Origin of the sequence: Capilliphycus salinus ALCB114379 (assembly GCF_047276495.1) — a bacterium.
GTDB lineage: Bacteria > Cyanobacteriota > Cyanobacteriia > Cyanobacteriales > Microcoleaceae > Capilliphycus > Capilliphycus salinus.
In genome coordinates this window covers 3187675-3208654 of the sequence record NZ_CP178543.1, presented here as the reverse complement: position 1 = coordinate 3208654, position 20980 = coordinate 3187675, and the positions used below count along the sequence as shown (strand labels likewise).

The following is a 20980-nucleotide window of genomic DNA, read 5'->3' as shown; positions in this document are numbered from 1 at the left end:
AGTAGAGATAAAGCCTTCAGAATAGCTGATTTTTTTGTCCGGAAATTAGCAGCTTATGTGCGAACCTATAAGATTTGTAACTGGTTTCTCCTATATTAAATAATTTCTGGGATTTTGATTTGACGATTTCACGGGTAGGGAGATTGTAAATTCTGTTCCGACACCCATTTCTGAATGAACGCTGATGCTCCCTTGATGTTTTTCTACTACAATTTGTCTGGCGATCGCCAACCCCAATCCGGTTCCTTTCCCGACGGGTTTCGTTGTAAATAAATGCTCAAAAATCTTTTCTTTGACTTCTTCACTCATCCCGTTACCATTATCGGCTATGCTAATTTTTACGCTTTGATTTTCTAATAAGGTTTGAATGGTAATGCGGTTAGGATTAGCTTTGATTTCAGCAAAACAGCGACCCGTATTAGATTCTTCTATGGCATCAATTGCATTGGCGAGAATATTCATAAAGACCTGATTGAGTTGCCCAGGAAAACATTGTACTTTAGGTAAGTTACCGTAGTGGGTAATCACTTCAATTTCCGGGTGTTTTGGATTGGCTTTGAGACGATGTTTGAGAATTAACAAAGTGCTATCAATTCCTTCGTGGATATTAAACGGGACTTGATAATCTTGATCGGCGCGTGAAAATGTTCGCAGAGAAGTGCTAAGATTTATGAGGCGATTGCAAGCCATCTTCATCGAATCAATCAGTTCGGGTAAGTCTTCTAAACTCCCCTCTAAGTCTATTTTTATCGCATGGTCTTTGATTTGATCGCCGGGATTGGGGAGGCTTTCTTGATACAGTTTTAAGTGTTCAATAATCTCGGCAAAACAAGGTTTAAATAGATCGATACTGCCAGCAATAAAACCCAAAGGATTATTGATTTCATGGCCGATTCCTGCAACTAAATTACCCAAAGCGGACATTTTTTCACTTTGGACAAGTTGTAATTGGGCATTTTGCAAGTTCTGTAATGCCTGTTCTAACTGTTGGGAATATTGCTGCGAACGCTCATAAAGTCGGGCATTTTCTATAGAAATTGCGGCTTGAGCGCAAAGTAAATTGAGCAGTTCGACACGATCGCTGGTAAACGCTCCCGTTGCTAAATTATTTTCTAGATATAAAATGCCCATCAACTTACCCTGATATAAAATCGGACTGCACAAAATACTTTTAGGCTGCTGACGGATAATATAGGGGTCGTTGGTTAAGCTCGGTTCTGCTGTCCCATCTCCCAAAACAACAGTCTGCAAATTATGCTTAACTTTGTAGATCAATTTTAAGGGAATCTCCTGACTTTCTTCAACAGGAATACGCTGTAATACCACTGGTTCTGTTCCCACAGTCATTAACCCTTTTATAAACAGGCGACTGTCTCGTATCAACATTAACACGCATTTATCAGCCCCCGCATTTTCGATAACGATTGAAAGTAATGATGACAGGAGTTTTTCGAGTTCAATTTCGCTGGAGATCGTTTGGGAAGCTTTGAGAATAGCGGCTAAATCCAAAGCCACAGAAACACTGCTGTTAGAAGTGGCGGATGTGGATGTAACACTTCCCAAGGCGAAGACCGTTTCGCGAGTGGAAAGGGTCGAACGGGTTTGCTGTAATATGGGAGCCAGCAGTTGGGGATAGCGTTTTTCCAAGTCGGCGACTTTGGCTGTTGCTCCCCAACGAGCATAAGCGTAGTAGGCTTGAATGATGTATTCTTGGGCTATGCGCTGTTTATCCCATTCTATATAGAAGTTTGTCGCCAGTTCGTTAGCCAATGCTTCTACTTGAATATAACCGTTGGTTTTGGCTCCCGCAATGGCGCGATCGTAATACTCAGCCGCTTGCCAAGTTTGCTTGAGTTTGCTGGCTTTTTCTGCTTCTATTAGCTCATATTGATGTCGAAAATTTTCCGGCGCATGATCAACCCAAATTTTCCTAACTTGCTGGTTAGCATCCACTATTTTTAAGCACTCTATCTGCTGACTTTCTGAAGATTCCGGATATTGAGCGAGCAAAGCAAGTGAATAGTAGAAGTTCTGTTCGCTGACCGCCAGCAAACCCGGTGCATTGGCAATATGATCTCCTGCTAATTTCAGGTGATTAACGGCCGCTTGATATTGACCCATTGAGTATTCAAAAAAGCCTGACAGAACAGAAAAAATAAACAGGGTCGTGATATTTTTCGTGGTGATTAGCTCGGACTCTAATCGAGCATTTTCTTGCAAGTATTCCGGCGAGGTCAAATGAAATAAGTTCTTTTCCTGGAAGTTCAAAATCGTCTGAAGATTGATCTCAAGAATGGTTGTTGCATATTTATGTTTGAGTTGGGTAAGGCTTTGTAAATAATCCTTAACTTTCTTCTCCAGTTCTGACAACGGCATCCCCAGAAACAACAGACTCACGCAATAATGAAGGATTGAATATCCCCCATTCTCTATATCTCCCGTTTCTAAGCCACTCAAAAATCCCTGTACGCCAATGGCTAAATCTATATTTTCTCGGGCTAGTTTTTTCCAGTGTCGAATGCAGTTTCCAAAGATGTTCAAAATCTTCGCCGTACAGATTTTAGCACCGACTTTTTCTATGATATCGACGGACATTTGACCCAATTGATAGCCCCCCTCGATATCTTCCATTGTCGCACAAAGAAGCATTCCATAAAGAGAATAACCATAGGGTGAATATTTAGAATTACCGTATCGAATGGAGAGATGCAGAAAGGTGTTAATAATTGATGTCATTAATTCAGGCCGCTGCACATAAGCAGGAGCGGTTAAAGCCATCAAAAATTCCATTGCTGCTTCTTTATACGGATCGGTCATCAGAGGAAGATTGCTTAACTTCTCAATTTTAAGTTCCTCTTTTTGGGGGGGATTGGGTTCTAAATTGACGTTCAGTTCTTGCAGACAGAATAGCCCAACATTAAAAACTTCATCATACATAGATTGTACGTTGTACAACTGTAATTGAACGCGATATACGGGTACGCGATCTAAGAGCGAGGCTGATTTTTTGAGGGTAAAAGCAATCAATTCTTCCGCTTGCTTGTAGTTGCCATTCAGATATTCGGCTTCGGCAAGACTGGTATAAAGATGATGTGTCAGTTTGTAGTTGGTCTCCCAACTTTCACTTGATAACAACATCTTGCCTGTATTCAAATACTTGAGTGCTGCTTCATAAGCTGTAGAAGCTTTAGCTTTTTGAGATGCTTTTAAGTTGAGTCTGGCAATCAATTCGCGTTCGGATTCTTCTTGCAGTAAATTCACCCCGTAATTAATCTGATTGAGAATGGTAAAAATCTTCTCATCCCGGTTTTTTGGATCGGTTTTTTCTAAGAGCAGGCGACCTATTTTTAAGTGAGTAATCTGCCTTTGCTGTTCGGGAATTAAAAAGTAGGCGGCTTGTTGAATTCTATCGTGCAGAAACTTATAGTAACAGTGTTGACTGTTGGCGGTTGAATGTTGGGTGTCGAGTTCTGAGTTTTGATAAAATTTGTAGATTTCGCTCTGCGGTAAAATGAATTCTTCTTGCAAAGCTTTCCACAATGCTGTTGCCGTTTCTATTTCCGATTGTTCGGAAATAATCGCCAGAGTTGCTAAATCAAATTGGTTGCCAATACAAGCGGCGAGTTTCAAAATGTTTTGCGTTTCTGGAGATAATTTTTGTAGCTGTAATGCCATGAATTCGACGACATTATCGCTAAGTGTCAGCAATCGCACTCGTGCAACATCGCATTGCCAGGAGCCTGTTTGCCAGTCAAAGGCAATCAATCCATCCTCATACAATGCCTTGAGAAACTGTGTCGTGAAAAACGGATTGCCCTTGGCTTTTTGATAGACTAACTCTGTTAACGGCAGTGCGCGATCAAACTGACAAATGAAAGTATCGGCAATCAGATGATTCACGTCTGATTGACTTAAGGGTGTGAGTGCTATTGTATTAACAGTTGCCTTGTTTTTTTGGATTTCCTCTAATGTTAATATCAGCAGATGAGTGGGAAAAACTTCGTTATCGCGGTAAGCACCAATAATCAACAGATAGCTGCCCTCGGCTTGACTCATTAATAACTTGATCAAATTGAGAGATGCTGAATCTGCCCACTGTAAATCGTCCAGAAACATGACTAAGGGATGCTCTGGTGTGGCAAAGACTTGAATAAACTTCACAAACAGTAAATTGAAGCGATTTTGTGCCGCACTACCTGTCAGTTCGATCGCATCCGGTTGTGTGCCAATAATTGCTTCCAATTCGGGAATTACCTCGATCAAAACTTGCCCATTTTCACCCAAAGCAGACAGAATTTTTGCTTTCCACTGTTCTAACTGAGCATCGCTTTCACTCAGCAATTGCCCCATCAAATCGCGGAATGCTTGTACTAATCCAGAAAACGGGATGTTGCGTTGAAACTGATCGTATTTTCCCTTGATAAAATAACCTTTTGATCGCACAATGGGTTTATGAACTTCATTGACAATTGCCGTTTTACCAATTCCTGAAAAGCCCGTGACTAGCATTAGCTCGGATGCACCATTGGCGACTCGTCCAAATGCTTGAAGCAGGGTTGATACTTCGGTTTCTCGTCCATAAAGTTTGTCCGGGATAATAAAGCGATCGCTTAAATCTCTTTGTGCGATTTCAAAACTCTGTATTTCCCCAGTTTGTTGAAGTTGAGTTAAACATTTTTCGAGATCAAATTTTAACCCCAATGCACTTTGATAGCGGTCTTCAGCATTTTTTGCCATTAATTTCATCACAATATGTGATAAAATTGGAGGAATCCCTTCCCTGTCAACTGTCCCCTGTCCCCTATCACCTAACTCGGGAGGCATTTTAGCAATATGACAATGCACCAATTCCATTGGGTCGTTTGATGCAAAAGGTAACTGTCCTGTGAGTAATTCATAGAAGGTCACACCGAGTGAATAGAAGTCTGTGCGATAGTCTATCCCACGATTCATTCTGCCTGTTTGTTCTGGAGAAATGTAAGAGAGTGTCCCTTCTAAGACATTAGGATTGAGCAGAGTTTTTGTTTCTCGGGGGAGTAAAGATGCGATACTAAAGTCGATTAATTTAACTTGTTTGGTTTCTGGATTAATTAAAATATTACTGGGTTTTATATCTTTATGAATAATGCGTTCGCGATACAGTATTTCTAAGGCGTTGCACAGGGTAATTGCCACTTCCAAAAATTCCGTCAATGAGGGCATTTTTTTCCGTTTTATTCCCCATTGATGAAGCGAAATTCCTCCAAAATCTTCCAAGACCAAGGGCATAACTATTTTGGTAGGATTCTAGGCTATAGGTTTTGATAATTAGCGGTGAGTTGAGATTTTTAGCAATAGTATACTGATTGCGAAATTGTACCAGTTCCCCGAAGGTGGGATAGGGATTTTTCAGCAACTTGATCACTACAGGTAATTGATCGGGGGTACGAATAGCCCGATAAACTATTGTCCGACTCCCAGAATAAACGGTTTCGGTGACTTGATAGTTGGGAATTGTAATCGTTGTATTGGGGTTGGGGTTTTGAGTGGGGTTGTTCATGGTCGTCGAGGTTTCAAGGTTGATGAGTCTGTGTGTTTTCGATGTCAAGAGAATTTAACTTTTCTTTAGGCTTCTTTAGGTAAAGTAATAATAAATTTTGTTCCTTCTCCTAGTATAGAATTAACCTGAATCGAACCGCCATGTTTTTCTACTACAATTTGTCTGGCGATCGCCAACCCCAATCCGGTACCTTTTCCGACGGCTTTTGTGGTAAACAGGCGACCGAATATTTTGGCTTTAACCTCTTCACTCATTTCTTTACCGTGATCAGCAATGGAGATTTTCACCCGATTATTTTTCAATATTGTCACGGGAATCGGGTTAAAATTTGCTTTAATCTCATCCAAACTCTTTCCTTCACTACCTTATGATCGCGGATCAATCCCCCCGCTAAAACCATTCATAAATACCCGCTCAATGTCCGGCATAACATGAAATTTGAGGCCGAACCCCCCATTTTTTAATCGCTCTGATTTTGGGGCGTTTTTCCTTCGCTTTTAGGCGAGGTTTGAGAGTCATAATTATACGATATCAAATAAAAACTCAGCCAATAAATTGAGAGTTTCGTAAAAAATCCCGACCCATAGAAATTTATCAATGGATAATTGACAATTGAGAATTGATCATTAATTAATCAGGTTGAAGACCTCTCCTTTCAAGGAGAAAAAAGAAAAATTATTCCCTCCCGATCAATCCTATACATAATGGTCGAGGTAATTATCCATTATCCATTATCCATTATCCATTATCCATTATCCATTATCCATTATTAATTATTAATTATCAATTATTGAACGCCTCCCCTATTTAACGGCGGTTTTTCAGGAAAGCTTGCGACTTTATCCAATTTTACCGATTGCTTTTGCCCGAATTTCCAACTATAATTTATAAATCAGGGGTCGTCAATTTCCGGCGGGTACCCCGTTCGTTTATTGTATTTATTCGAGCCATCACCGAGAAGATTTGTATCCGAATTGCAAACAATTTCAACCCGAAAGATGTGGGTAACGCCAATAGAGTCCTTAGGAGTTTATTCGGAATAACAATCAACAGGGAGGCGATATTTTTACTTTCAATTCCCAAGAATCCCAAGGAGGGATTGAAACTTTTCTAGATCAATTAATGTCGCAATTTTGTAAACCTTTCAATTCCCAAGAATCCCAAGGAGAGAAAATCTACTCGTTCGCCGCCGCCTGCAAGCGGTCGAAGAGTTTTCTAAACGCGATCGCTGGAATTGTTTAAACCCGGAAGACCGGCGAACAGTCGGCGAGTTTTTGGCGAAACTTCCTAACAGCCGCCCCCGAGAAGATCGGCGGGCGAAAGAGTTCGATTTGTTGGGTGAAAAATTACAGCATTTTAACTTAACAAAACGGAAGGATTTTGTCAAGGCCATTCAGCATCGCAAGAAAGTAGAAGCCTACATCAGCCAAAATGAAAATCACATCGCGATCGCCAAATTGAATCCCAGTTAACGAATGAAAGGGTGCAAGCCTTGCACCCCTACAAGTTACTCACCTCATCTGCACGACAAAGGCTATATCAAGAAATAGCATTAGTCTGTTCGGCTGTTTGTATGGGAAAAAACAGATAGAATATCAATATCATGTACCATATGATCTGGCGTTATTCCTAATGAATCTTGCAATTCTGTTAAGTTCAAGTAAAGTAACGTCAAAAGACTTTGTTTTCAGATCAAACCTTTATCCGAGTCTCTTAATCAGCAAGTTTCACCTTTTTAATTTTACCATCTTCTTTTAAAGCAACAATTTCAACCTGAACGTTTTGCCCTTCAGATAGAGAACTTGCTTTTTTGGGTTCTTTCGGTGATAACTTCTGAGTCGTTAGCATAATTTGACAAGTTACCTCATTTCCTTTAATACGAGTGACAATTGCATCCAAAACTTGACCAATTTTAAACTCTTGCGATGCGACAGCCTCGGCAATTTCTGCTTGGCGTGCGGACTCAATAACGGGTGGAGAAATTTCTCCAATTGGCCCCGAATTTTTGTAATACTGCATTAAACGAGCCGCCCAACCGAGAATCTGTAACATTACTATTGCATCATCTTCGTAGGCTTTGAGGTATTCGGTAGAAGTTGTTTCTATTGTTTCATAATATCTGGAAGTTTTGTTGCTGTGACCAATACTTCGACCATTTTTAGTTAAAGTTTTTAGGTAGTCAAAAAACTTCCGTCCCGATTGATTGGGACTCACATAATTTCTGAGATAGGAAATGGCTTTTCTGAGTTCATTAACATCTGCATCTTCTAAAACTAAAGTTTGGGCGATGGCGTGAGCAGTTTTCCACTGATTTTCTGTTAGGGAGTCGGTATTAAACATTAGTACATTCCTTCTGGGGGTTCGCGGTCTGTTGGATAGCGTAAAACTTCAGCGAGTTGTTGAAGTTGGGGAGTTTGAATCAAGTTAGAGTGAGCAGATTGAATCTTTTCTCGAATAAACTGCTTTAATTCTTCGCCCGTTTTTTCGGTTTCTGAAGCTTCAAAGTTAGAATAGCGATTCAGCAAATCGTTCTGACTTTCTAAAACCTTTGCTGCGGTTATTTCAACGATCATTGTTCCCATTCCGATGGGTTTACCGCCCCCCACTTTTAACGCCATTGGATATTTTTCATCTTGTCCGAGAGAAATCAATAAAGTTCCCAGTTCGGCAGATGTTAAATTTTTAAAGCGAATTTGAGTTATAAAAGTATATTCTTTCGCCGCCTGCTGAACAGAAATTCCTTGATTTTGACCTTTATCAATGGCTCGAATGGTATGATAATAAAACTTACGTCCTGCAACTTTACCCCCTTTAAAATAGGCGGTTCGTTCGTCGGGTCGAGGACGATAAAGAGACGGCATAAACCCCGTTGCAAAGTTATGATTTTCGCATTTTGCATCATTAAATTCTATTAACCCCTGCCAATCTAACGCCCCAAAAACTTGACTGGCGGGACACAGTTGAGCTTTATTTCTACAGGGTAAACGTTCGGGTGGAATTTTATCTTTATAGTTTCGAGTAATGACTGCTAACGTGCTATTTGTAATCGCTTCATAAACGGCTCGAACGCACCCTTTTAACGAACTTCCTTGAATCGAAAGTTTTTGCTCGACATCTTGAACCATCGTTTTAATTAAGGGAATTCTAGTATTCAAATCACTTCCCATCGCTACGATACCCGTTGAAACATGAACCGCAGTTTTAACGGTTAGTTTGAGTTCTAAAGTTCCATGAATTCGATCCTTGAAAAATTTATGATGTCCTGCGGGTCGCTGCAAATTGGGGCGGTTTTCAGGGAAAGAAATTAATCGATAGGGTTTGGAAGTATTAACGCCATCATTATAATTTGTAGAGGGAGGTTGCTTAGGTGAGTTGGGTCGGTTTGGCTTTTTGATAGGGCGATTTGTCATTGTTTATCCTGAATAGTTAGAGCGATAAAGTGTACAGTTGAAGTGGCTTTGTTTTTGAAATAACGTTGAGCAATCTTCAAATTATCGGGATAGTGAAAACGATTTGGAAAGCGGGTTTCAGTTTGCTGATATAAACAAGCTTTTCGCACTTCCGTTTCCCATTCACAATCCTTCTCAAGAGGTTTAAATTCTAGTAGAGAATCACCTTCAGTTAACAGCAAAACTTCAAAACCGGAACCTTTTCGTTTCCAACGCAGTTCTAACTTTGAGTTGAACATCTGTCCTTCTGGACTAGGATTTTGTTCAAAATTTGAGCGTAATTCTTTAATACCGCTTACTTTGTCAACCCAACGCAGAAAGTAATAACTACTAGAGTTGGCATTTTGAGTTAACAACTCTTTCAACTCATCAACGGAGTCAATCTTTTTAGAACCAACAAAACTCATCGGGTTCCTCCTGGCTGTAACAGTTTTCTCCAAGCTTTAACTGAGCGAGTAAATAAATCTTTCACCTGTTCTTCTCCTGAGAAGGTTAATTCTACCCCAAATCCTAAATCCATTAGTTGAGCAGCCACAGGTGTTTCTTGATGGTCGGGTATAGGAAAACCATAGCATTCTGCTTCTTTACTCTCCAGAAATTCACCCGCACCTAATAACATTGTATTTTTCCATTTTTTCTCACTTCCGAGAAGGCTAATTGGCTGATTATCCTTCGTTAAAATGCAACCTGGATACTGAACAATAGCTTTATTATATTGTACTGAAACCGTCCCCAAGCCGCGAGATTTTGCAAACCCCAAACCAAACCAACCATCATTCAAGTCTCGCAACACTAAACCCATTAAACCCAACTGAGCGAGGGTAAAATTCTTCAGGTGAATTTTAGTTTTAAATTCTCCAGATGTACAAACTTGATAGTTAAATGGGCCGACAGCAACCGAACCGAAAACGCGATCAATTGCGACACCGTTCCGTTCTTCTATTTTGAGTTGAGTTTTATCTTTTGGGTAAGCATCTTCAATTCTAACTCGACTGGCTATTGAAGTATTTCCAAACATTTTATCCGTGAAAGAAGAAAGTTTGTAAATATCGCAACTGGATAGATTTTTAGTTTTGAGATAATCATACTTATCATTTAACGGATCATTCGCCCAGGGAAAACTTGAACTATCGGAGTTTGTTTCTCGTCCAACAGTTCTGACAATGCGTTCAGCGTGAGCGCGAATCGCACCTTTTAAAGAACTCCCCGGAAGATAAATTGAACGTCCGCCTGTGTGGTAAGTTTCCACAAATTCCATATCGGGTTTTGTCGGGTCTGCGCCTTCTTTTCCCGATTTAATTAAAATCGGCCCGTCTGGAATAATCGTTAAATTGATTGTGCAATGGTTGACTAATTTTTTGTGCATTTTACTGGCTGAATTAATTTTAATTTATTCTAGTCTCAGTTTTATTCAACTGCATTTTCAGCGTCAGTAGGCTGAGGTATTTTTGTATTGAGATGTTCAATCAGCTTTTTAACCCATTCATCTTTATAGTCTGAAGCATCTTCGTAGGCAGTCGGATCGTTTCTGATAATTTTTTGGAGATATTCTAACAAAAATTCGGGGTGATTATCAACATCAACCCAACGCATTTTATCAATATCTAAACGAACCACACCCAAGCCGCGAGAACGTCCGCCACCCAAGGGAATTTGTTCGGTTTCAAACTGATGCAAACCAATCATTAATAAACCCAATTCCCAATTTTCTGCATTTTCTACAACTGCTTTAAACTCAAAATCCGTTCCGCCTGGTACGACTTGATAATCATAAAGTTTGCCTTCGGATGCGGTTTCTGTATCTCTATCTATCGCTACTCCATCCCGTTCTTGATATTGATTAAACCAAGTGTTAGTATCAACAGTTAAATCTCGGACTTGAAATTTACTCGCTATCCAAGGAGAACCAAACAAACTAGAAATTAAGTCCGTATTTTTGATGATATAATCATGTAATTTATTTTCTTTTTCGAGCGAGTTCACATTCTGAAGTTCGTTCATTTTGAAGTCTGCCAATTCTTTAGCAGTGAGCGACCATTCATCATTTATACTCGGATTTCCCACTAATTTACGGTTACTTCCTAAGATTCCTCGCAAGAAACTTTCAAGACGTGATCGCAATGCTCCTTTGAAGCTAGAACCCGGAATAAAAGGCTGTCCTAACGCATCTTTAATCACGGGTAAATCCGATCCAATGGGTTCGGTGGAACGTCCCGCACTAATGCGTAATGCGGTAATTGTAGTCAGTTTTCCGGTGATTTCGAGTCTATTTTTAAACGTGTCAAACATAATATTCTATCCCGATTGATATTAATTCAACCTGAAGCAACTAAAAACATATTGTACATAAATTAGCCAATTTTGTAGCAAATTTAAAACGGGTAAGCTGTCCATAACGGGTTATTTTCCATCTCGCAAATACTTGAGATGACGAGCGCCATAACCCAAATAGCGGCGAATAAGTTCTATCCAAATTGGTTTGAGATTGGTTTCACATTCATCGGCAATTTTTTGGGCAGCTTGCCGAATATCACTGTCAATGTTTTGAATAATTTTTTCGGCTAGAGAGTTGTTTCCTCGTCCCCATTTTTTATCCCGTCCTACCTGATAGCGAAGAAAGTTTTTAATCACTTCTGGACTTTCTGTGGTGTCTGCAACACGCACTAAATTCCGAAATTGAGATTCTTCTAAATCTCCGTAGTTTGTTTGATCCAAAGCATCTTGAATCCAGGTGACAAGATGATCTTCAACTTGCAGAATTGCTTTTTGAACTTTTAACTGAGTCCTTTGATCTGCTGATAGAGTCATACAGCTTCCTCCCGAAATACTAAATGAAACTCATTACAAATTTGTATCTGTCCAAACCCTTCGTTTGTTCGTTCTCCTACCCCCTTATTTTCTAATTTTTCTAAAGCTGGATACCAAGTTTTATATTGAGTTGTACTAAACAGATAAACCCCTCCTTTATTCGTGACTAACTCAACGTCTTTCATTAACCCCCAAGCTGAATTCCAACCCGAATGATAGTCATAACTGCTATAGGCGACTTCTAGCTGAAGAGATGAATCTTCCATTCCTGCAAATTCTTTCAGCATTGCTTCTGAAATAACGGTTGTTCGCCGCCAATGTTCGGTTAAGATGGCATCGGATTGAAGGTCGAGTGTGAAGTAGGTTCGCTCTTGCAAATACTTTTTTGATGCCGGACTAAAAAAACTTCCCCAGACTTGCCATCTTTCTTTTAGTTTAGCATTAAATTGTTTAATTCGCTCCTTAACTGAACCTAAATTTTCTCGTAACTCAGCCCGAATTTTAACTTTCCCTAACCCCCGCGAAGTTGAACCCCCCAAACGAAATGATTCGCTGTGGTTATTAATAAAACCAAGTAACTTTCCAGCTAGTTCTCCATCGGGTACGACAATCGCACCCCGATAAATTGACGGTTTTTTATTCTTCGGTTGCGATTCGTTTAACACCTCAATACTGTAGAGAATCGATTCCTCAGCAGTAGCCCGTTTTCGGTTTATTCCAACTCGCGTTAACAGACGTTTGTTCGCTGAGAGTGGATGATACTTATCATATATTTTACAATAAAATCCGCTAAAATTATCAACTCGATCATAATCTTTTGGACAATTTGGATCGTACAGTTGACCATAATCTTCCGCACAAAAACGATCAATTAAAGTATCAAACACCCCATTTCCTTTATCTTTAAAACCAGGCTTCGCTTTGGAACTGAGAACGGTTGCAGGAAGGACTAAAACTGTATCAATTTTTGCATTATTTTTAGGTGGATTGGCTGGATAAGCATTTTGAAAAATGGCAGAGTTTTCATTCAAGAATAGGGCGTGAAAATCATCGTTCGGTTCGGGGTTTTGATTGGGTTTTAACAAGACTGAAGCAAACGCACCTCGGATAACAGAACCGGGAATATAATCTTGGGATTCACTAAGAGAACCACCCGGTTTATGACGGCCAATTGCAAGGGGAGATAACGCTTCGATTTCAAGCTGGATTCGATTCATTTTTGTACTCCTTTGGCGAGAAACTCCCAAGCTGAATTATCTGCGGAAATTGTAGAAAGTTCTTCTCCCAACTCCCAAGTTAACCAACCCAACCCTGCGGATTTACTTCCACCCAACGCCTGAATATGATGCAATCCCGCAACGATTAATATTTTCGCATAATTTCGACAATTTGGTAAGAAATGAATCTGACCTGTGAATTGTAATTTGGCGTTGACGGGGGAGGTTTCTAAAAAGTAAAGTTTTTGTTCTTCTGCGGTTCGACGACGGCGGTTAATCGTTACGCCTGGACGCAACACTTCCGGCAGATTTTTGGGGTCTTCTGTACAAATAAAATCGTCAAATAAAACCCGAGACGGTAAGCTAGGATTTCCGAATATTTGACAGATTAAACAGTGATAATTTTCATCTATTTTATATTCATCGCGATGAAATTTTTGTTTGTCGTTTTCCGATAAACCCTCTCGGTGAGGACACATGGTATTCGGTGTAGGAGATTGACAAATACCCCAACCTAAACCCCTTGTTATTTTCTCGCATTCATGTCGCAAACGACCTTTAATTTGAGATGCGGGAATGAGTAAATTTCCTTCTGTATTGCGAAGAATGGGTTTATCCGCCAAAGAACCCGATGAACCTCCCGCACCCACGCACAAAGCGGTGTCAAGAGTTGCGGTAATTGTGTGGGATTCTATCGATAAATTGAAGTTTTCTAGAGATATCATTGATTCGCCTCAGTTGTTTGTTCAGATGGTTTTGATGAGTCAGTATTTGTTTTTTCACTGAAATAAAATAGGTCTACTAAATCCCGCCAAATTGTTTCATAATAGGGGTTTTCTGGCTTTTCCGGATCGCGTTTTCCATCTTCGTACATCCAGGGCGCTATAATTCCATCATTTGTTTTCGCCGAACACCAAACCTCTTCAAAGTCTTGTTTTAGTGCATCTTTTCCTTGAGTTAAACGCGAACTAAAATAACGATAATTTAGAATTGCGGTGCGTTTTCCTCGTTCAAGTAAACTGCGAATTTGGTAAAGTTGCGATCGTGGAAAATTTGCATCCTGCAAAGCTTGAACGGCTTTCAAAAGTCCTCCAATTTCATGTAAAGTGTAAGCTGCTGCATAGAGTCTTAGTTTTTGTGTCCCAACTTCTTTTGTTAACCCTTGTTCTCGAAACTCTTTAATACTGGATGCAATCATTGTGACTGACTTCATAGTTAAAAAGTCTATGGTTCCCCCATAGTATCCTTGTTTTCGCAACACTTTAGCACGTTCTTTAGCAGATTTTAGCAGTTGATTGGTTAACTTCTCAGCATAGTAAATCGGTGTTTTTTCAGCGGTAATCAAAACTCCCGTTGACATACTGAGTTCACATTGATTATTTCCGGTTGGAAGATTATCACCGTGACAACGATGCACTTTTTTAGAACTGTAGGTTTGATCGGAATTATAACCGCTTGCTTTCAGCAGTTCTTTCTCAAATTCTTCACCCAATGTTTTGGCAACTTCTAACGCTTTATTCGCCGGAACAATTAGAAAAACATCATCTCCGCCAATCGTAATAATTTCAAAGGGATGAATCCAGTCTCCATTTTTGTTTTCAATATCCGGATCGGTTAAGTTTTTTAACTGATGGGGTCGAAGATGTTCGGACAAAGCATAATAAACCGCTTTCTCTGTCGCTTTTAAAATATCTTGGCTAAATTTTTGGTAATCTTGGGGGGTTTTAACTTCTTTCTGGATATAACCTCCCATGTTATTACCATCGGCGTAGATATAGGCAATAAAACCGTTGCAAACATTCCCTAATTCTCGAACAGTTCCGGCTTCTTTAGGCTGGTAACATTTAGGATCACGACATTCCGAATAATATTTATCCTTCTGTTGGCTGTTCTCTTCTTTTTCTAGATAGTCTTTAAATTCCGCCACCCAACTTTTAATTTTAATACCTGTCGGTTGCCATCCCAATTCAAGTTCTGTAAACCAAGGGGGTAAATCATCTTTTAAAGTTTCATCTTTAGCAATTTGACCCACAATTTTTTTCCGAACTAATGCTTCTGATACAAGCGGTTGACTTGCAATTTCATCAATTTTAGCAATGGCTGAACGCCGACCGCTTTCATCTCGAACTAAATAAGGATGGGTTTCAAACATTGGCGGATAACGGCGACTCGGACGGTTTTCCGTGTGATTTCCACTGCGTCGCTGATTGAATTTAATCGCCAGTTTTGTGACCAGTTCGTTAAAGCTTTTGCGGTTTTTAAATTCTTCTTTTGGGTCGCTAACATCTGGCTGTCTGTAATAGGCTTCTAGCAGGTGATGATTTCGATTTTGACGATATTTTTCCAGCCAAAAGCAGTTTTCATCGATGGTATCTGGAAGGACACCTAAACGAAGTTCAAGGAACTTAAAACAGTCTCCAACCGCACAGGAATTAGCGGTTAAAGTTTCCCAGGTATAACGCTTTTCAATCGCATCACAGAGGTGATCGACAAATGCAGCCGGACAAAACGCTAAGATATTTCCGCCCGTTGAATAGATGATTAATTCACGAATTAAAGCTGCTTCTAAACCAGGGAAATGTTCGCTTAACCACTGCGAAATACTTACGGATTTTTGGTCTTTGTGATGTTTTCCAAAAAAGGCGGGCAAATCAACTAAATTAATTCGATCTAATAGTGCCGATCCTCCCCGAACGTCCGGTAATTTTGACGCTTCAAACACGTATTGTTTGATTTTGGTTGCCCCCCCGTAAATTAAACCGATTTTAGAGTTCCAAAGGCTTGAATAGTCTTCGGTTAATTTTTTTAACTCGGCTAAAGTGTCGGGAAATTTTAGATCTTCTAATTCCCTCACCCCTTCAACGATGGATTGAACTTCTTCCGGAATTTGTTGATTTTCCAGCATCGCTTTTCGCATTTGCTGTAAAATTTCCCGGTTGAACTGGGGCTTAATTTCTTCTCCCCATGCCAAACACCAAGCGATGCCAACGGATAAATCTGGTAAAGAATCTGTCATGTTTTCACCCTTGATTAAACGTTAATTTTGGACGATTTCAAGACGCTGCGGAATTAATTAAAGCTTGAATTCGCTGGAGTAAAACTTCGGGAACCGAACAAGTATTTCCGCGAATCCAAGGCCCGCAGGTCATCTGAAGAAAGGGTTCTGGTTTGTGCAATGTTTGGGTCTTATCCAAAACGCTAATAATTTCAGCAACGGGTTTTAAATTTCCCCTCTCCGAACAAAATTCGTGCCAAGCCGGTACCGTTTCCGGTTTTGAACTAATAATTAAATAGTGTGTGCAGGCTTCTAACACGGGCATTTTCTCCGGTTGTACCATTCCGCCAACATCAACAATTACCAGTTTTTTCTGGCGTCGCAGTTGCAGAATGGCTTGGGCGTGGTAGGTGAAGAACTCTGGGGTCAAACCCCCTTGATTTGCCGCTTTGAAAATTTCCGGATCGATTTATTTGCCCAATTTTAACACATTATTTCCTTCTCGATCCCAATTAGCCCGTTGCAGATAAATGTCGGGATATTGGGGTAATAAAGATGGAGTTCTTGAATTGAATATCCATAAAGCCACATCGATCCTGGTCCGCTAATGATAACGCCTTGGGTTGTATCTATTTAGGATTGTTTGGGAACAAACAAGGATTTTACCGTCAAATACTTTCCCTGAATTTCAAGTATTTACTCCGCGATTTCTTCGGTAACTGTACCTGTCCAACGTCTGACCGATCTCCATCTTGGCCCCGAAGGAGGGGGAGGCGGTGGCGGTGGGTTTGTTCCCCAAATCAAAAACAGCAAAAATACAAAAATTATGATGATTGCGTGCATTTTTCCTCCGTTGTTGGTTTTCAAAAAATATCTTTTCAACCAAATACTAGACACAGGAGAAGTCTTTGAACACCCCAGAGTCAATTTCACGAAACATTTATTCGATGTTTTGTTTCGCCTTTTAATGATACATAAATGCAAGTTTTAAAAACCTGTTTAGATGCCTAAAATTGGGCTTTATTCTTGCGGTTGAATTGATGATTTTATTGTACGCCCTTATGGAAATAGGGTCTTCCAAGCCGGATTGACCGCACCGAACGTTGGTCACACAAGCGCAACGCCCGGACAACTGGGGTGTATAGTTGTTGATATTCCGTCTGGTCATGCTTAAATACATCCAACGGGAGTTCGTCGAGGTCGTAACGAGTTTGACTTAGGTTGGTGGGGTTCAGGGGTAGGGTATCCGGGAGAAACCGCCCCAACTGACGCCAACTTTCGGCGATCGCATTTTGGGCTTTCGGATGAAGTTCAATTTACAACCCGTTTCTGTTCATTTACGTTTGGAATGAGTAACTTTGGGTTTTGATTTCTAATAATCCGCCCCACCCCATAACAGAATTAATCAACCGGACATCATATAAATATAAAATCAATAGGGCTGTGCATAGGGTTAGCCAAGCTGGAAATCTGTTTGAGTACCAAGAACTACTCCTGTTACAAAACTTGATAATTTGGGGGTCGAAAACTTTAAAATATAAACTTTAATTTATATTTTAAATTTGTGTAAATTTTGTTGACATCTTGATAACGAATTGGTAAGGTTTAGGTGAATTTAAGCGGGGTAACATTCTCTAAGTTCTCCGCTTCCAATCGACTGTAAATTGACTAAGGTTTCAAAAAATTATTTTATTAATTCCGGTCATTTAACCCGACAAAAGCTAATCCAAGTTAACAGTTATTAAAAGCATTGGGAGATTAAGATGATAGAGATTAACGGAACACCAGGTAACGATAATCTACTGGGAACGGGTGAAGCCGATGTAATTTTTGCACTAACGGGGAATGATAGAATCTCCGGTTCTAGTGGGGGCGATTCTCTGTTTGGCTTTGAGGGTAATGATACTATAAATGGTAATGAAGGTAATGATACTTTATTCGGCAATCAGAACCTCGATCTTTTATTCGGAGACAGTGGAGAGGATTGGTTGTTTGGGGGGAAAGAAGCTGATATAATCGAGGATGGTGAAGGTGAGGATCAAGTCTTTGGAAATCTGGGAGATGATCTATTACGGGGGGGTGCGGGTAACGATCAAAGGTATGGCGGACAAGCCAACGATACGGTAATTGGCGGTATTGGAAATGATGAAGTATTTGGCGATCGCGGTAATGATATTTTGTGGGGAGTTGATGTTGATGCTGTTAATCCGGGAATAGATGAAATCGATACTTTAACTGGCGGTTCGGAACAGGATATATTTGTTCTCGGGGATGAATCTCGGTTGTATTATATCGGTTTTGGAAATAACGATTTTGCCCTCATTACGGACTTTAATGTTGTAGAAGATCAAATTAATGTTGGGAATAATCAAGTTATTTATGCGGAAACCGTCCTAAATGAATTGGGGTTTGGAGTTGCAATTTCCAGTCAGAATAACGATTTGATTGCTTTTGTTCAAAATGCAAATGTTAGCCAATTTCTTGAAAGTTCAAATGTAGTGGAACCTCCTCAAACTGAAGAAGTAATTCCTCGTCAAATTGAAGAACCAGAGTTTCCTGAAGTTGTTCTCTCACCCGACCCTGTAGTTACCCCAACCCCAACACCCGACCCTGTAGTTACCCCAACGCCAACACCCGACCCTGTAGTTACCCCAACGCCAACACCCGACCCTGTAGTTACCCCAACCCCAACACCCGACCCGGTAACGCCTCCAACCCCGACACCGACACCCGATCCTGCATTTACCCCAACACCGGACCCGGTAACGCCTCCAACCCCAACACCGGACCCGGTAACGCCTCCAACCCCGACACCGGACCCGGTAACGCCTCCAACCCCGACACCGGACCCGGTAACGCCTCCAACCCCGACACCGACACCCGATCGAGAACCACAACCGAATACACCACCCGTTGCTGATAACGACAACTACAGTACGGGTTTTCAATCTCCCATCACCGTTGATGCTGTTTCCGGTGTTCTTAATGGTGATACGGATATTGATAGAAATCCCTTAACAGCAATATTGGTTAATTCGCCTACAAATGGTAGCGTTAGTCTCAATGAAAATGGTTCATTTAGTTATAGTCCTAATAGTGAATTTTCGGGAGTTGATAGCTTTACTTACACTGCTAACGATGGAGAATATAACTCTAATATTGCTACCGTTACGATTGATGTAGAACCACGTCCAAATACACCGCCAGTAGCGGATAATGACAACTACATTACGGGTTTTCAATCACCAATTACCGTTGATGCTGTAGTTGGAATTCTCAATGGTGATACCGATGCTGAGGGAGATCCAATAACTGCAATATTGGTTAATTCGCCTGCAAATGGTAGCGTTAGTCTCAATGAAAATGGTTCATTTAGTTATACACCCAATAGCGGATTCTCGGGAGTTGATAGCTTCACCTACACTGCTAACGACGGAGAATCTAACTCTAATATTGCTACCGTTACGATTAATGTAGAATACAGCAGAAGCGTTAACGGTTACTCTCAAAGAGGAAACGATGATGAGACGATATTCACAACGTTTTTCCTGACTGATGTCGGAAGTAATGGTCAAGTTATTGTCGATCAAACCGTCGATGAAAATGGCAATGATAGTGATACAGAGTTGGGTTTATTCCCGGAAGCCATTCAAAACTTTATTATTTACAAAAATAGCGTATCAGTCACTTCATCAGGTCGATCAATTAATTTTGACGGTGAGACAGAACTTTTCGAGGAAGGTAGCAATGTTACTCTTAGCTTTAATGAGGAGGGAGAGCCTATCTTTACTGGACTGGATGCTGGAGTGAATATAGAAACAGAAATTATCCCAGCCGTTGATTTGAGAGTCAGATTAATTGAACGAGATGATATTATCACTGAATTAGAGCAAACAGATTTTTCTGGTAATCCTATTACTGATGAGGACGGTAATCCTATTACTAAAGTTGACGAATCATTTCAAGGACAAATTATTGTTTATGAATTTTTTGAAAGTGGAACGGAAACACCACCTTTAGCAGAACTCGTTTTGTTCACCAATGAATTTTCAGATCAATCTGATATTGCCGATCTAGCAACTAACTCTCTAGAAAGCATTATCAAGCAGAATTTACTCGCCTTTACTGTAAATAAGGAAGATGCAATTGACGTGATATTAGAACCGAGTGAAGGACGCTCGGGCTTTAGTTTCAATTTTATTAGTCTTGAAAAAGCAGAACCTCCTCTGCTTTTTGAACAAGCCTACTCTTATAAAGATATCGATGATGAAGATATTGTAGAGACTGTACTGACAACATTCTTACTCACTAATAACGGAAATGACGATCAAATTATTGTCGATCAAACTCTTGATGATAATGGAAATGATAGCGATCCAAACTTAGGTTTATTCCCGGAAGCCGTTCGAGACTTTATTACTTATAATAATGGCAGTGGTATTCAGCTTGCTAACTTGGGGGACCGGATTGATTTTAATGGTGAGACCGAACTAGAAGAAGGTGCTACTCTTAGTTTTGATGAGGAAGGAAAACCTATCTTTACTGGAGTAGAGGTAGCAACAGAAATTACCCCAGTTGTCGATTTGAGAGTCACATTAATTCCAGAAGATCAAATCAACGAATTAGAAATAATAGATGAGTTGAATAATTCGATTGTTGAAATTGACGAATCTTTGCCCGGAGAAATTATCATTTATGAATTCCTAGAAAGTGGGACTGAAAACGTTATAGAAGAACTCTTTTTGTTTACCGATGAATTATCATTCATACCTGATATTGCTAATTTAGCAACCAACTCTCTAGAAAGCATTGAGAATGATTTTCTCAGGTTTACTTTTAAAAAGTCAGATGCAATTAAAGTCCTCTTAGGAGAAGTGACCCCAGGTGACGCACGTTCTACCTTGGGCCAAATTAATGAAGGATAAATTGGATGACTCTAAAAAAAGCAATAATTTTAGCTAATTCGTCTGTA

At 40.2% G+C, this 20980-nt stretch carries 15 protein-coding genes and 2 pseudogenes; 3 read left to right on the top strand and 14 right to left on the bottom strand.

The window, feature by feature from the left end; all coding sequences use genetic code 11:
- Nucleotides 1–90: 90 nt before the first annotated feature.
- Both ACL6C3_RS13205 and ACL6C3_RS13200 read right to left on the bottom strand, forming a co-directional pair.
- A pseudogene (locus ACL6C3_RS13205) lies at nucleotides 91–5539 on the bottom strand (AAA family ATPase).
- A gap of 65 nt (nucleotides 5540–5604) precedes the next feature.
- Nucleotides 5605–5886 carry a sensor histidine kinase gene (locus ACL6C3_RS13200; protein WP_413167625.1) on the bottom strand — a complete coding sequence of 94 codons (282 nt, stop codon included), beginning with the start codon at nucleotides 5884–5886 and terminating at the stop codon, nucleotides 5605–5607.
- A 484-nt stretch (nucleotides 5887–6370) separates the two neighbouring features.
- Between ACL6C3_RS13200 and ACL6C3_RS13195 the strand changes: the two are divergent.
- Nucleotides 6371–6547, top strand: a pseudogene (locus ACL6C3_RS13195) (cytochrome P450).
- A 266-nt stretch (nucleotides 6548–6813) separates the two neighbouring features.
- Nucleotides 6814–7011, top strand: coding sequence for a hypothetical protein (locus tag ACL6C3_RS13190; RefSeq protein WP_413167624.1), 198 nt, complete (start codon nucleotides 6814–6816; stop codon nucleotides 7009–7011).
- Between the two features lie 241 nt (nucleotides 7012–7252).
- Here ACL6C3_RS13190 and ACL6C3_RS13185 read toward each other — a convergent pair whose 3' ends face one another.
- The 12 genes from ACL6C3_RS13185 to ACL6C3_RS13130 all read right to left on the bottom strand — a co-directional run bounded on the left by ACL6C3_RS13185 (nucleotide 7253) and on the right by ACL6C3_RS13130 (nucleotide 16851).
- A complete protein-coding gene (locus ACL6C3_RS13185) occupies nucleotides 7253–7879 on the bottom strand; it encodes a hypothetical protein (RefSeq protein WP_413167622.1) in 627 nt (208 codons plus the stop codon).
- A complete protein-coding gene (locus ACL6C3_RS13180) occupies nucleotides 7879–8949 on the bottom strand; it encodes an RAMP superfamily CRISPR-associated protein (RefSeq protein WP_413167621.1) in 1071 nt (356 codons plus the stop codon). Before ACL6C3_RS13180 ends, ACL6C3_RS13185 begins: the two co-directional genes overlap by 1 nt.
- Nucleotides 8946–9395 carry a hypothetical protein gene (locus ACL6C3_RS13175; RefSeq protein WP_413167620.1) on the bottom strand — a complete coding sequence of 150 codons (450 nt, stop codon included), beginning with the start codon at nucleotides 9393–9395 and terminating at the stop codon, nucleotides 8946–8948. The genes ACL6C3_RS13180 and ACL6C3_RS13175 overlap by 4 nt, the downstream gene beginning before the upstream one ends.
- On the bottom strand, nucleotides 9392–10354 hold the full coding sequence (locus ACL6C3_RS13170; RefSeq protein WP_413167619.1) for an RAMP superfamily CRISPR-associated protein: 963 nt from the start codon (nucleotides 10352–10354) through the stop codon (nucleotides 9392–9394). Before ACL6C3_RS13170 ends, ACL6C3_RS13175 begins: the two co-directional genes overlap by 4 nt.
- A 41-nt stretch (nucleotides 10355–10395) precedes the next feature.
- Complete coding sequence (gene csx7, locus ACL6C3_RS13165) at nucleotides 10396–11277, bottom strand: CRISPR-associated RAMP protein Csx7 (RefSeq protein ID WP_413167618.1); 882 nt, start codon at nucleotides 11275–11277, stop codon at nucleotides 10396–10398.
- Between the two features lie 111 nt (nucleotides 11278–11388).
- Nucleotides 11389–11796, bottom strand: coding sequence for a hypothetical protein (locus tag ACL6C3_RS13160; RefSeq protein ID WP_413167617.1), 408 nt, complete (start codon nucleotides 11794–11796; stop codon nucleotides 11389–11391).
- The gene (gene csx10, locus ACL6C3_RS13155; protein WP_413167616.1) at nucleotides 11793–13013 is read right to left on the bottom strand and encodes a CRISPR-associated RAMP protein Csx10; all 1221 of its coding nucleotides are present in this window, start codon (nucleotides 13011–13013) and stop codon (nucleotides 11793–11795) included. The genes ACL6C3_RS13160 and csx10 overlap by 4 nt, the downstream gene beginning before the upstream one ends.
- Nucleotides 13010–13738 (bottom strand): RAMP superfamily CRISPR-associated protein, encoded by a 729-nt coding sequence (locus ACL6C3_RS13150; RefSeq protein WP_413167614.1) that lies wholly within the window; start codon nucleotides 13736–13738, stop codon nucleotides 13010–13012. Before ACL6C3_RS13150 ends, csx10 begins: the two co-directional genes overlap by 4 nt.
- Complete coding sequence (gene cas10, locus ACL6C3_RS13145; RefSeq protein WP_413167613.1) at nucleotides 13735–16029, bottom strand: type III-B CRISPR-associated protein Cas10/Cmr2; 2295 nt, start codon at nucleotides 16027–16029, stop codon at nucleotides 13735–13737. The genes ACL6C3_RS13150 and cas10 overlap by 4 nt, the downstream gene beginning before the upstream one ends.
- A 37-nt stretch (nucleotides 16030–16066) precedes the next feature.
- Nucleotides 16067–16438 carry a hypothetical protein gene (locus ACL6C3_RS13140; protein ID WP_413167612.1) on the bottom strand — a complete coding sequence of 124 codons (372 nt, stop codon included), beginning with the start codon at nucleotides 16436–16438 and terminating at the stop codon, nucleotides 16067–16069.
- A 53-nt stretch (nucleotides 16439–16491) separates the two neighbouring features.
- The gene (locus ACL6C3_RS13135; protein ID WP_413168318.1) at nucleotides 16492–16617 is read right to left on the bottom strand and encodes a hypothetical protein; all 126 of its coding nucleotides are present in this window, start codon (nucleotides 16615–16617) and stop codon (nucleotides 16492–16494) included.
- A gap of 87 nt (nucleotides 16618–16704) precedes the next feature.
- The gene (locus tag ACL6C3_RS13130; protein ID WP_413167611.1) at nucleotides 16705–16851 is read right to left on the bottom strand and encodes a hypothetical protein; all 147 of its coding nucleotides are present in this window, start codon (nucleotides 16849–16851) and stop codon (nucleotides 16705–16707) included.
- 920 nt (nucleotides 16852–17771) lie between these two features.
- On the opposite strand from ACL6C3_RS13130, the gene ACL6C3_RS13125 reads away from it, so the two are divergent.
- Nucleotides 17772–20933: an Ig-like domain-containing protein gene (locus tag ACL6C3_RS13125; protein WP_413167610.1), complete on the top strand. Its 3162-nt coding sequence runs from the start codon at nucleotides 17772–17774 to the stop codon at nucleotides 20931–20933.
- The last annotated feature ends 47 nt before the right edge of the window (nucleotides 20934–20980 follow it).